The 12,374-nt window shown below is 73.9% G+C and carries 12 protein-coding genes; 4 read left to right on the plus strand and 8 right to left on the minus strand.

Annotated features, from left to right (window positions below):
- Window positions 1-4 precede the first annotated feature (4 nt).
- Genes G5V58_RS17650 through G5V58_RS17665 form a run of 4 tightly spaced genes read right to left on the minus strand, consistent with a single transcriptional unit; the run spans window position 5 to window position 4,314 of the window.
- Window positions 5-2,041 carry a vWA domain-containing protein gene (locus G5V58_RS17650; RefSeq protein WP_165235622.1) on the minus strand — a complete coding sequence of 679 codons (2,037 nt, stop codon included), beginning with the start codon at window positions 2,039-2,041 and terminating at the stop codon, window positions 5-7.
- Entirely contained in the window at window positions 2,041-2,511 is a 471-nt protein-coding gene (locus G5V58_RS17655) for a GNAT family N-acetyltransferase (protein WP_165235625.1), read from the minus strand. The genes G5V58_RS17650 and G5V58_RS17655 overlap by 1 nt, the downstream gene beginning before the upstream one ends.
- Window positions 2,504-3,892 carry an AAA family ATPase gene (locus tag G5V58_RS17660; protein WP_165235628.1) on the minus strand — a complete coding sequence of 463 codons (1,389 nt, stop codon included), beginning with the start codon at window positions 3,890-3,892 and terminating at the stop codon, window positions 2,504-2,506. Before G5V58_RS17660 ends, G5V58_RS17655 begins: the two co-directional genes overlap by 8 nt.
- 50 nt (window positions 3,893-3,942) lie before the next feature.
- A complete protein-coding gene (locus tag G5V58_RS17665; RefSeq protein ID WP_165235631.1) occupies window positions 3,943-4,314 on the minus strand; it encodes an SseB family protein in 372 nt (123 codons plus the stop codon).
- A gap of 42 nt (window positions 4,315-4,356) precedes the next feature.
- Between G5V58_RS17665 and G5V58_RS17670 the strand changes: the two genes are divergently transcribed.
- Genes G5V58_RS17670 through G5V58_RS17680 form a run of 3 tightly spaced genes read left to right on the plus strand, consistent with a single transcriptional unit; the run spans window position 4,357 to window position 8,230 of the window.
- Window positions 4,357-4,722, plus strand: coding sequence for a YchJ family protein (locus tag G5V58_RS17670; protein ID WP_165235634.1), 366 nt, complete (start codon window positions 4,357-4,359; stop codon window positions 4,720-4,722).
- A gap of 29 nt (window positions 4,723-4,751) precedes the next feature.
- Window positions 4,752-6,476, plus strand: a complete 1,725-nt coding sequence (locus tag G5V58_RS17675; protein ID WP_165235637.1) for an outer membrane protein assembly factor BamB family protein — start codon at window positions 4,752-4,754, stop codon at window positions 6,474-6,476.
- Complete coding sequence (locus tag G5V58_RS17680) at window positions 6,473-8,230, plus strand: hypothetical protein (protein WP_165235641.1); 1,758 nt, start codon at window positions 6,473-6,475, stop codon at window positions 8,228-8,230. Before G5V58_RS17675 ends, G5V58_RS17680 begins: the two co-directional genes overlap by 4 nt.
- On the opposite strand, the gene G5V58_RS17685 is transcribed toward G5V58_RS17680, so the two are convergent.
- Complete coding sequence (locus tag G5V58_RS17685) at window positions 8,184-8,609, minus strand: VOC family protein (RefSeq protein ID WP_230486715.1); 426 nt, start codon at window positions 8,607-8,609, stop codon at window positions 8,184-8,186. The genes G5V58_RS17680 and G5V58_RS17685 overlap by 47 nt on opposite strands.
- Before the next feature lie 106 nt (window positions 8,610-8,715).
- On the opposite strand from G5V58_RS17685, the gene G5V58_RS17690 reads away from it, so the two are divergent.
- The gene (locus G5V58_RS17690) at window positions 8,716-9,297 is read left to right on the plus strand and encodes a TIGR03086 family metal-binding protein (RefSeq protein ID WP_165235647.1); all 582 of its coding nucleotides are present in this window, start codon (window positions 8,716-8,718) and stop codon (window positions 9,295-9,297) included.
- Here the strand turns inward: G5V58_RS17690 and G5V58_RS17695 are convergent.
- From G5V58_RS17695 to G5V58_RS17705, 3 genes are read right to left on the minus strand one after another with little or no spacing between them, the layout of a single operon-like run.
- The gene (locus tag G5V58_RS17695) at window positions 9,287-10,471 is read right to left on the minus strand and encodes a lipid-transfer protein (protein ID WP_165235650.1); all 1,185 of its coding nucleotides are present in this window, start codon (window positions 10,469-10,471) and stop codon (window positions 9,287-9,289) included. The two genes, G5V58_RS17690 and G5V58_RS17695, sit on opposite strands and share 11 nt — an antisense overlap.
- On the minus strand, window positions 10,468-10,914 hold the full coding sequence (locus tag G5V58_RS17700; protein WP_165235653.1) for a Zn-ribbon domain-containing OB-fold protein: 447 nt from the start codon (window positions 10,912-10,914) through the stop codon (window positions 10,468-10,470). Before G5V58_RS17700 ends, G5V58_RS17695 begins: the two co-directional genes overlap by 4 nt.
- Window positions 10,915-10,959: 45 nt before the next feature.
- A complete protein-coding gene (locus G5V58_RS17705) occupies window positions 10,960-12,348 on the minus strand; it encodes a cystathionine beta-synthase (RefSeq protein WP_165235656.1) in 1,389 nt (462 codons plus the stop codon).
- Window positions 12,349-12,374: the final 26 nt, after the last annotated feature.

The raw sequence follows: 12,374 nt of genomic DNA on the forward strand, positions 1-12,374 counted from the left end.
GGGTCTAGTCCCCGACCCAGAAACCCCGGCCGCCGAACCAGTCGCCGTAGCCGCCCCCGCGGTACGGCATGGCGTCGCCGGCCCGCGAGCCGAGGTAGGAGCCGACGACGGCGGCGCCCAGGTCGTCCAGCTCGGGCGCGACGACGCGGCCCTCGACGCGCTGGGCCATCGAGTCGATGAAGCGGGCGAGGCCGGGGTCGTCGCCGAGGCGGAAGAAGGTGGTCTGGGCGCCGAGGCGGCGGGAGTTGTCGAGCTCACGGACGGCGTACGCGACGGTCATCGGGTGGGGCGGGTAGCTGAAGTAGACCTCGCCGTCGGGCTCGAGGTGCGAGGTCGGCTCGCCGTCGGTGACGATGAGCAGGACCGGTTGGGCGTTGGGGTGCTTGCGGAAGTGCCGGTTGGCCAGCAGCAGGGCGTGGTGCAGGTTGGTGCCCTTGTCCCACATGGCGTCGAGGGCGGTGAGCTGCTCGATGTCCATGACCTCGGCGTGCCGGCCGAAGCCGATCAGCTGCAGCGCGTCGCCGCGGAAGCGGCTGCGGATGAGCGTGTGCAGGGCGAGGGCGGTGCGCTTCATCGGCACCCAGCGGCCGTCCATGGCCATCGAGAACGACGTGTCGACCAGCAGGGCGACGCAGGCCTGGGTGCGGGCCTCGGTCTCCTGGACCTCGATGTCGTCGATGGCCACCAGCGGGCCGGTGGGGTCGGTCGAGCGGCGCACGACGGAGTTGAGCACGGTGCGCGGGACCGACCAGGGCTCGGTGTCGCCGAACTCCCACTGGCGGGTGGCGCCGGAGAGGTCGCCGGCGGCGCCGGCGCGGCGCAGCTCGCGCTGGCCCTGGCGGCCCGACATCTTGTCGGCCACGTCGCGCAGCAGCGCCTTGCCGAGCTGGCGCATGGCCTTGGGAGTGAGCTGCAGGTTGCCGTCGGAGCCGCGGCGCAGGGTGCCGCTCTCGCTCAGGGCGCGCTCGAGCTCCTGGAGGGTCTTGGCGTCGACGCGGGCCTCGTCGCCGAGCTGGCGGGCCAGCTTGTCGAGGTCGAGGTCGTCCATGCGGGCGCCGCCGTAGGACTGCGACAGCTGGTCGGAGAGCTCGTCGAGGTCGGCGAGGTCCTGGAAGACGCCGGTGCCGTCGCCGAGGCCGAGCCCCTCCTCGCCGTCCATCCGCTCCGAGCCGCCCCAGTCCTCGCCGGGGCGCAGCTGCTGGAGGTTGGAGTCGAGCCGGGACAGCGCGTCCATGAGCGCGGGCGAGCCGAAGGCCTGGGCCGAGAGCTGCATGAGCTCGTCGCGCTGCTCCGGACTCATCGAGTTGAGCATCCGCTGGGCGGCGGCGGCGCGGGCGGCCATGGCGTCGAGGAGCTCGTCGAGGTTCTGCGGGTTCTCGGGGAAGAACTCGCCGTGCTGGGCCATGAACTCGTCGAAGTCCTCCTGCGAGTCCTCGCCGAGCGCGCGCTTCTCCAGCAGCCCGTTGAGGTCGCCGAGCATCTCGTTGATGGCCTGGCGGTCCTCATCGGTGGCGTTCTCGAGCGCCTGCTTCATGCCGGCGAAGCGCTGGTCGAGCAGCTCGCGCCCGAGCAGGTCCTTGATCTTCTCGTAGGACTCGCGGGCCTCGCGGCTCTCCCAGTCGTACGACGAGAGCTCGCTCACCGCGGCGGCGGTGTTCGGGGACAGGTTGTTCAGCTGCATCTCGCGCAGCGCGCGGTCGCCGTCGTCCATCATCGCGTCGCGGGCCAGCTGCTTGCGCTCCTCGAGCACGGCCTGGTCGAGCAGCTCGCGGATCTCGTTGAGCGTGCCGTCCAGGTCGTGGCGCTGGAGCAGCTCGCGGCGCCGCTCGGCCACCCGGCGGGCCAGGTCGTCGAGGCCCTGCTGGTCGCGACCGCCGCGGCGCAGGAACTCGCGCATCGCGCGCTCGGGCGAGTAGCCGGCCATCACGTCCTGGCCGATGGCGTCGAGCGCCTCGCTCAGGTCGACGGGCGGCGCCAGCGGATCGCCGCCGTCGTAGCGGCCGTAGCTGCTGTTGCGCTGGGAGGTGTGGAGGTTGGCCATCAGCGGTCCTTCCTCATCCAGACCAGGTCCGGGAAGCGTTCGGAGGCCTCGCGGTGGGACTCCACGAAGCCGTGGGCGGCGTAGAAGCCGGCCGCCCGGGTGTTGCCGTCGACGTACTCCAGCCACAGCGGCTCGCCGTCCGGCACCTGCTCGAGCGTCGCCTCGAGCAGCCGCCGCCCGAGGCCGGAGCCCTGCGCGTCAGGGTGGACGTAGAGCTTCCACATCACCCAGCGCTCGTCGCTGCGCCCGAGGTTGGCCACGCCGAGGAGGCGCTCGCCGTCGTCGGCCACGCCGTGCCAGAGCCGCTCGGCCGACTCGCGCATCCGGTCCACGTCCCACCACTCGGCCAGCGTGAACTCGGCGTACGCCGGGTCGATCGGGGCGTACGTCGCAGGGACGACGGCCTCGCCCAGCACCCGCAGGGCGGGCGCGTCGTCCGGGGTGGCGTGGCGCAGGGTGGCCTCAGCCATACACCGTCTCGCCCCCGCCGGACTCCTTGCTGATCTTGCGCGCGAGGTAGAGCCCCTCCAGGGCCAGCTCGATCGCGCCGGCCCGCTCGCCGTCGTTGGTGGCGCCGAGGCGCTCGCAGATCTCGTCGTACAGCTCGGACTCGCCCAGCACCGGCAGCCCGGCCAGGAAGTCGCGGGCGGTGACCTGCTCGCCGGTGGTGACCATCCGGCCGTTCTCGAGCGCCTCGACCAGGAGCGCGAAGTCCAGGCCGCGGAAGGTGTGGCGCACGGTCTCGGCGGTGGCGGTGCGGAGCAGGTGGGTGAGCACCTCGAGCTCGCGCCCCTCCTCGCCGCTCTCGAACTCGATCTTGCCGCCGAGCACGTCGACCGCGGTCTCGAGGTCGACGACGCGGGCCACCGCCTCCTCCTCGCCCTGGGAGACGGCGCGGTGGATCGCGGCGGCGGCGATGGTCTCGGCGCCGGCGATCGCGAAGCGGGCCGAGACGCCGGAGCGCTGGTCGACCGAGGACGACTCGCGCAGGTTGCGGGTGAAGCGGGCCAGGATCTCCACGAGGTGGTCCGGGACCTCGGCGACGAGGTCGGCCTCCTGGCGGATGACCGCGACCTCGTCCTCGAGCGCGGTCGGGTAGTGCGTGCGGATCTCGGCGCCGAAGCGGTCCTTGAGCGGGGTGATGATCCGGCCGCGGTTGGTGTAGTCCTCCGGGTTGGCGCTGGCCACGACGAGCACGTCGAGCGGCAGCCGCAGCACGTAGCCGCGGATCTGGATGTCGCGCTCCTCCATCACGTTGAGCATCGCGACCTGGATCCGCTCGGCCAGGTCGGGCAGCTCGTTGATGGCCACGATGCCGCGGTGCGAGCGCGGGATGAGCCCGAAGTGGATGGTCTCGGGGTCGCCCAGCGAGCGGCCCTCGACGACCTTCATCGGGTCCACGTCGCCGATCAGGTCGGCGACGCTCGTGTCGGGGGTGGCGAGCTTCTCGGAGTACCGCTCGTCGCGGTGGCGCCAGTCGACCGGCAGGTCGTCGCCGAGCTCGGCCACGCGGCGCCGGGACTCGTGGGTGATCGGGTCGTAGGGGTGCTCGCCGAGCTCGGAGCCGGCGATGACCGGCGTCCACTCGTCGAGCAGACCGACCAGCGTGCGCAGGAGCCGGGTCTTGCCCTGGCCGCGCTCGCCCAGCAGGACCACGTCGTGGCCGGCGATGACCGCGCGCTCGAGCTGCGGGATCACGGTGTCCTCGAAGCCGTGCAGCCCGGGCCACGGGTCGCGGCCCTCGCGCAGGGCGCCGAGCAGGTTGTCGCGCAGCTCGGTGCGCAGCGGCTTGTGGACGTTGCCGGACTCGCGGAGCGCGCCGAGGGTGGAGATCGAGGGAGCAGAGGTCACGACTCCACGCTACTCACGGCCCCAACAAGCGGACGGGGGCTCCGCTTGGGCTAGAGCGTGCCGTTCGGACCGGCGCCCACGAAGCCGGGCAGAGCGCGCACCACGTCGGGCGGCAGGGTCAGCGCGTTCTCGCTCGCCGGGTCCACCGCGAGCCACAGCTCGTCGGACGGCCAGCCCGCCGCCAGCTGGACGAGCGCCACCTCGACGGCGTGGTCCGGGTCGGCGCCGGCCGCGGCCAGCGACTCGCGGCTGGTGAAGACCGGGACGTACGACGTGCCGTCCTGCTCCACCACCGGGAGCGCGATCGTGCCCTCGGGCGCCGGCTCCTCGCCCTCGGGCAGCTCCTGCGGCAGCAGGGCGATGGTGGCCGCGAGCTGGGTCAGCATCGCCTCGGCCTCGGCCTGGGCGTCGTTCTCGCTCATCGGTCACCGGTGTCCACTCGCGGCCCCGGCTAACGTCGGGGCGTGCTGACCAGCGAGTGCCCGTGCGGCTCCGGCGAGCGGTACGACGCGTGCTGCGGCCGGCTGCACCGCGGCGCCGCCGAGGCCGAGACGGCCGAGGAGCTGATGCGCTCGCGCTACGCGGCGTACGCCGTCGGCGCGCTCGACCACGTCTTCCGCACCTGGCACCCGCGCACCCGGCCCGACGTCATCGAGCCTGACCCGCAGCTGACCTGGACCGGCCTGACCGTGCTCGGCTCGGGTGCGGACTGGGTGGAGTTCGAGGCCGCCTTCGACCGGGGCGGGACGCCCGGCGCGCGGCACGAGCGGAGCCGCTTCGAGCGCCGGCGCGGGCGCTGGGTCTACGTCGACGGCGAGACCACTGGCTGAGCCGCCCTCCGGGCAGCGAGGATGGCGCGGTGCGCGCGCTGCCGGGGGTGACCGTCACCGCAGCGGGCGCCCTGGTCGTGGGGCTGCTGTGGTGGGGCACGGCCGACCAGGTCAGCGGTGACCCGGAGAACGCCGCCACCGCCCTCGTGCCGCCCGACGGCACCCGCGGCCTGGTCACCTCCGACGGCACCGCGGACGGGTCCGCCCAGGTCGTGGAGCACGCGCGCCTGACCGGACCGGAGATGGTCGTCACCTCCCCCGTGGTCGTCGGCGGCGCGATCGCCACCGTGCTCGACGACGACCCCTACTCCTGGCGGATCTGGCGCAGCACGACGACGACGTACCCGCAGGACGAGGAGGAGGAGCAGACGCAGCAGGAGACGACCCTGCGCCGCCTCACCGACGACGGGGTGGAGCAGCTCGCGGCGTACGGCCCGATCGCGCTGGTCTTCGACCCGCCGCTGCTCGAGGTCCCCGCCGACGTCGCCGACGGCAGCGAGTGGTCCGGCGACGGCGACCTCATCGTGGACGGGGAGACCGGGCAGCTCGGCTACCGCGGGTCCTTCGCGGCGCAGGCCGACGGCGACGACTGCCTGCGGATCACCGGCTCCCTCAGCTTCGTGCGCGGAGAGGACACGGTCCTGGACAACCCGACCGACGAGCGCTGGTGCCGCGGCCGCGGCATCGTGGCGGAGCAGGACGTCGACGCGCCGGCGCTGGCCGGGTCGACCGAGCCGCTGGAGCCGGACCTCGGCGGAGTCGAGGACTGGGCCGCCCACGACCGGCCGCTGCGGGTGGCCGGCGGCGGCGAGGGCGTCGAGGACACACCCGCCTCGATCACGCTGGACGAGGCCCCGGTGGCCGGCGTGGACGGGCGCCTGCTCCTGCCGGACGCCCAGGCCGACGACGTGGTCGCCTTCGACCCTGTCGGCGACGGCACCCGGCTGCGCACCTGGGTGGCGCACCCGGGCGGCGAGGTGCTGAGCCTCGAGGCCGCCGGCGACGTGGTCGTGGCCGGTACGTCGCGGCGCCAGGTCGTCGCGTACGGCCCGAGGGGCGACTGGCGCTGGAGCCACGGCCTGGACGACGTGCCGTCCGGACAGCCGCTGGCCGTCGACGCCGACCACCTGGTCGTCACCAGCGCCGCCGGCGAGGTCGACGCGCTGGACCCGGTCTCCGGCCAGCTCCTCTGGACCGGCGCGCTCTCGGACCGGATCCGCCTGCAGCCGGTGCACGGCTCGCGGACGGTCGTCGTGTCCGACGTGGCCGGGCGGTTGACGGCGTACGACACCGACGACGGCACCGAGGCCTGGAGCACCGAGGTCACCGGTGGCGTGGAGTCGATGGCCGTGGTCGACAGCGTCTTGGTGGTGCGGGCGCCGGACGCGGTGCAGGCCTTCGACGTGGCTGACGGCGAGCGGCTCTGGAGCAGCCGGATCTCGCCCACGTCGACGGGCTCCACCGTGGCCGCGCTCGGCGCCGTCGTCGCCCTCACCTCGTCGGAGGGCACCGTCGCCCTCGGCGTGCGCGACGGCCGCGAGCGGTGGCGGTCCGACGGCGGCGACGAGGCGCTCGCGGTCGGCGGGCACCTGTTCGTGCTCGACGGGCGCAGGCTCGTCGCCTTCGGTGCCGACGGCGAGGTCCGCGGGTGGACGTTGAGCGGCCTGCGCGGCACGACGCTCTACCTGAGCGCGACGTCCGACGGCGTGCTCGTGGCCGACGGCACCGGCGCGTCGGTCGAGGTGGGACCGTGACCGCCGCCGTCGCCCTGGTGCGTGCCGTGGCCGCCGCGCTCGCCGAGGTGGTGCGCCTGGTCCTGGTGGACCCGGTGCGCGGCGGGCGGCTGCGCCCGGACCGGTGGCCCCCCGGGCTGGCCGCGATCGTCTCGCTGGCCGGCGCGTCGTTCGTGGCCGCCGCGGCGCTGGTCCTCACCGGGCCGACGCTCCGCCGCCAGAGCGACCTGGTCTCCGGGCTGAGCGGCGACCTGGTCTACCCGCGCTGGACCACGCCGGTGTTCCTGGCCCTGGTGGTGGTCACCCTGGCCCTGCTGCACGCGGCGAGCCTGCACCTGAGCCCCTGGCTCCGCCTCGGGGTGCTGCTGTTCGTGGTGCTGGCCGTGCTGGCCTCCGCGCTGGACACCTACGACGACAACCGGCCCGCCGCCCTCGTCAGCGCGTCCGGAGCGCTGCTGCTGGTCCTGCTCACCGCGGCCCGCTGGCGCGCGGCGTTCCGCTGGTGGGAGTTCGTGGTCTCGCTCGTGGTCATCGGCGCCACGCTGGGCGTGGCCACCCGGCTCGTCGGCGACCGCGCCCAGCCGTTCGGCTTCGACCCCACCCCCACCTCGCTCGTCCAGATGGCGCAGCTCGTCTCCTCGCTGTCGGTGCCGTTCACGTTCGTGGCCGGGCTGGCCTTCGCCCAGCTGGCCGTGCTCCTGACCCGGCAGGTCGGCGCCGTCGTGGACGAGCGGGTCGGGCCCACCCCGCTGCTGGGCGTGGTGGTGGGCGTCGTCGCGGTCGTCCAGGTCGTCCTGGTCGTGCTCCACCTGCGCGTGCCGACCGGGTCGGGCAGCAGCCACGTCGCCGAGCTGGGCGCGGCCGGGCTGCTCCTGGTCCTGGCGCTCGCCCTGGGCGTCGGCGTCGTCCTGCGCTCGGCGCGCGCCGAGACGGGCGTCCTCGACCGGCTGGACGACGCCGTCGCGACGCTCGCCTTCCCGGTGGCGGCGGCCTTGAGCGCCAGCGTGCTCGCCGCGCTGGTGCTGACCCGCGTGGACACCCAGATCGCGCGGTTCACCGGTGGCGAGCGGCTCTACCTCGACGACGCCGCCGACGCCCTCTTCAAGAGCGCCACCGTGGCCTGGACCCGGGTGCTCATCGCGCTCGGTCTCCTGGCGTGGGCGCTCTGGCAGCGCCACCGGCGACCGCTCCCGGCGACCTTCGCCGCCGCCATCGGCACGGTGATCCTGGTGACCGCGGTCGGCCGCGCGAGCGACCGGGCCGTGGACCTGCCGTGGACCAGCGAGGCGCTCACCGACGTCGCCGGGGTGCTCTGGCTGGTGGTGCTCCTCGCTCTGGCCGCGACCCGGCGCCTCGACCGGCGCCGGCTGGTCGCGGTCGGGACCGCGCTCGGGCTGTCGCTGGCCTACTCGGTGCGCTCGACCTTCGACGCGCCGTTCGTCACCGTGCTGGGCCTCGGGGCCAGCGCCGCGGTCTTCCTCGGCGTGGTCTGGGCGACGCTGACCGACGCCGACGAGGCCAACGGCGACTCCGAGCGCTACCCGCGCCCGGCCCGGGTGCTGTTCTTCCTGGCCAACGCGCTGCTGGCCATGAGCACCCTGGCCTTCCTCGCCGTCGCGGACACCGAGGGGCTCGGCATCGACGTGTCGGCCTTCGGGACGCTCGGCGACGACTTCCTCGGCACAGGGCTGCTGCTGACGGCGTACGCCGCGCTGGCGTGGGAGGTGCTCAGCCCTCGGGCTGAGCCGATCCCGCCACGTTCACCAGCCAGTTGACGCCGAACCGGTCCTTGACCTGACCGAACTCGTCGCCCCACGGCGCCTTCTCCATCGGCACGTCGACGGTGCCACCCTCGGCCAGCCGGTCGAACCAGCCGCGCAGCCGCTCGGCCTCGTCACCGCTGAGGCTGATGTGGTCGTTGGGCGTCGGGGTGTCCTGCATCGGGGTGTCGGCGCACATCAGCGTGAAGCCGTCGGGCGTCTCGAGCTGGCCGTGCATGACGCCGTTCGGGTCGATCGGGTGGCCGTCGTGCTCGGTCATGCCCATGTCGCCGAAGGCCATCACGTTGAGCTCGCCGCCGAAGACGTCGCGGTAGAACTCGATGGCCTCGCGGGCGCGGCCCTGGAAGATCAGGTAGGGGTTCAGCGTGGGCACGGTGGCTCCTCGGTCGGTGGCGGACTGGTGCTGCTCTGACCGCCACCACCGCGCGGACTCATCGCTCGGGAGCATGGCTGTCGGTGGGCAGGGGCAGAGTGACGTCATGGACCTCGAGGACCTGACCCGCGCCCAGGACGCCACGGCCACGCTGCTGGCCGACTTCGACACCCCCGACTGGGAGCGGCCCTCGCCGTGCACCGACTGGGACGTCGAGGCCGTCGTGCGCCACCTGGTCGTGGGCGAGCGACACTTCGCCGAGTCCCTGCGCGGCACGGCCGGGGACGCCGCGGAGCTCACCGCCCAGGTCGGCGAGGTGCCCAACGCCGACCTCCCGGCGGCGTACGCCGAGAGCTCGGCCCGCCTGCGCGAGGCGCTGGCCGCCGCCGACCCGGCCGCGACCTACCCCACGGGCCTCGGTCCGGTGCCGCCCGCGGTGGTCCTGCAGCTGCGCACCGTCGAGGCGATCGTGCACGGCTGGGACGCCGGTCGGGGTGTGGGCCGGCTGCTGCCCGTCGACGACGACGTGGCCGAGCGCGCCCTCGACTCCTCGCGTGCGCTGCTCGAGCAGGTCCCGCCCGAGCGCTCGCCGTTCGCGCCGTCGGTGGCCGTGCCCGACGACGCGACGCCGCTGCAGCGGCTGGTCGGGCTGCTGGGGCGCGACCCGTTCGGCTCGATCAGCGGCTGAGGACGACCGACGAGCCGTGCCCGAAGAGGCCCTGGTTGGCGGTGATGCCGACGCGGGCGCCCTCGACCTGGCGGCCGGTGGCCTGGCCGCGCAGCTGCCAGGTCACCTCGCAGACCTGGGCCAGCGCCTGGGCCGGCACGGCCTCGCCGAAGCAGGCCAGCCCGCCCGACGGGTTGACCGGGATCCGGCCACCGATGGTGGTGTCCCCGGCGCGCAGCAGCGCCTCGGCCTCGCCCCGGGCGCACAGCCCGAGGTCCTCCACCCAGTCCAGCTCCAGCGCGGTCGACAGGTCGTAGACCTCGGCCAGGTCCACGTCCTGCGGGCCGAGCCCTGCCTCCTCGTACGCCGCGTCGCCGATCGACTCCTTGAAGGTCCGCCCCGCGGAGCCGCCCGGCGCCGGGTCGGTGGCGATGTTCGGCATGTCGAGCACGGTGTTCGGGAAGGTCGGCGTCACCGTGCTGATCGCCTCGATCCGCACCGGCGCGTCCTGACCGAGCTTCCGCGCGTACTCCGTGCTGGCCACCACGACGGCCGCCGCGCCGTCGCTGGTCGCGCAGATGTCGAGCAGGTGCAGCGGGTCGCTCACCACCGCGCTGGCCAGCACCTCCTCGGCGCTGACCTCCTTGCGGTAGCGGGCGTTCGGGTTGGCCAGTCCGTGCCGGGCGTTCTTGACCTTGACCGCCGCGAAGTCCTCCGGCGTCGCGCCGTAGAGGTCCATCCGGCGGCGCGCGTACATCGCGAAGTACGCCGGGTTGGTCATCCCCAGCAGCCGGAACCGCAGCCAGTCCGGGTCGTCCCACCTCTCCCCCGCATTGGGCGCGAGGAACCCCTTCGGCGTGGTGTCCGCGCCGACCACCAGCGCCACCTCCGACAGCCCGGCCAGGATCCGGGCCCGGGCGGTGTCCAGGGCCTGGGCGCCGGTCGCGCACGCGGCGTACGACGTGGCGACGCGGGCGCCGTTCCAGCCCAGGGCCTGGGCGAAGGTGGCGCCGGCGACGTAGCCGCCGTAGCCGTTGCGCACGGTCTCGCCGCCCACGACCAGGTCGACAGCCTCCCAGTCGAGGCCGGCGTCGGCCAGCGCCGCCCGGGCCGCGGCCACGCCGTACTCCGTGAACGGGCGGCCCCACTTGCCCCACGAGTGCATCCCGACGCCCAACACCGCGACCGCGCTCACTGGTCGGCCTCCTCGCCCAGCTCGGTCACGGGCTTCCAGCGCCAGACCAGCAGCGAGTCGTCGAGCGGCTCCACGACCAGCTCGACCTCGGCCCCGACCCGCAGGTCGGCCACGCCGTAGCCGTCCGCGACCTGCCCCAGCACGGTGACGCCCTCGGGCAGCGTGACCGCGGCCAGGGCGAACGGCTCGTGGGGCTCGGTGCGCGCGAGGTACGGCGGCGGTGGCTGGTAGCGCGCGTCGGTGTAGGACCACACCGTCCCGCGCCGGCTCAGCTCGACGGCCTCGAGCTCCTCGCCGTCACAGGCCGGGTTGCGGCAGAACGCGCCCTGGGCCGGCACGGGCGGGAAGTACGTCGAGGCGCACGTCGTGCACCGCGAGCCGAGCAGCGCCGGGTCGGGTCCGGTCGTGAACCACCCCGCGACCGCGGGCTGCGTCGCCGTCATGCGCCGAGCCTACCAAGCAAGTGCTTGGTAGGGCTCGGCGCAGGATCAGCGGGACAGGAAGGCCAGCAGGTCCTGCCGGGTCAGCACGCCGACCGGCTTGCCGTCCTCGTGGACCAGCACGGCGTCGGCGCCCTCGAGCAGCGCGACCGCGTCGCGGGCGTCCTCGGTCGAGCCGATGGTCGGCATCGGCGGCGACATGTGGTCCTCGACCTGGTCGGTGAGCCGGGCGTTGCCGCCGAACAGCGCGTCCATCAGCACCTTGTCCGAGACCGAGCCCGCGACCTCGGCGGCCACGATCGGCGGCTCCGCGCGCACGACCGGCATCTGCGAGACGTCGTACTCCTGCAGGATCGCGATCGCCTCGGCGATGGTCTCGCCGGGGTGGGTGTGGACCAGGTCGGGCAGCCGGCCGGTCTTGCCGCGCAGCACCTCGCCGATGGTCTGGGCGGTGTCGGTCTCCGAGCCGGTCGGGAAGCCGTACTGCGCCAGCCAGTCGTCGTTGAAGATCTTGGTCAGGTAGCCGCGGCCGCTGTCGGGCAGCAGCACCACGATGATCGCGTCCGTCTGCCCCGCCGCGCGCAGCTCCTGGGCCAGCTGGCGCGCGGCGTACGCCGCCATGCCGGACGAGCCGCCGACCAGCATGGCCTCCTCGCGGGCGAGGCGGCGGGTGAAGGCGAAGGAGTCGGCGTCGGAGACCTCGATGACCCGGTCGGCGACCGAGCGGTCGTAGGTCTCGGGCCAGAAGTCCTCGCCCACGCCCTCGACCAGGTAGGGCCGGCCGGTGCCGCCGGAGTAGACCGAGCCCGCGGGGTCGGCGCCGACGACCTGGATCTGGGGGTTCTGCTCCTTGAGGTAGCGCCCGACACCGGAGATCGTGCCGCCGGTGCCCATGCCGGTGACGAAGTGGGTGATCCGGCCCTCGGTCTGCTTCCAGATCTCCGGGCCGGTGGTCTCGTAGTGCGAGCGCGGGTTGTTCGGGTTGGAGTACTGGTCCGGCTTCCACGCGCCCGGCTGCTTGGAGAGCCGGTCGGAGACGTTGTAGTAGCTGTCCGGGTGCTCCGGGGCGACCGCGGTCGGGCACACCACGACCTCGGCGCCGTAGGCCTTGAGCACGTTGCGCTTGTCCACGCTGACCTTGTCCGGGCAGACGAAGACGCAGTGGTAGCCGCGCTGCTGGGCGACCATGGCGAGCCCGACACCGGTGTTGCCGGAGGTCGGCTCGACGATCGTCCCGCCGGGCTGGAGGGCGCCGGAGGCCTCGGCGGCGTCGATCATCCGCGAGGCGATGCGGTCCTTCACCGAGCCGCCGGGGTTGAGGTACTCGACCTTGGCCAGCACGAGGGGTCCGTCCTCGTCGGGCAGGTCGAGCGTCTGGTGGAGCCGGACCAGCGGGGTGTCGCCGATCAGGTCCAGGAGGGTGTTGGCGTAGTCCACCTGCCCGATGATTCCAGTTACCCGCA

The sequence above is a fragment of the Nocardioides anomalus genome, assembly GCF_011046535.1.
Taxonomy (GTDB): domain Bacteria; phylum Actinomycetota; class Actinomycetes; order Propionibacteriales; family Nocardioidaceae; genus Nocardioides; species Nocardioides anomalus.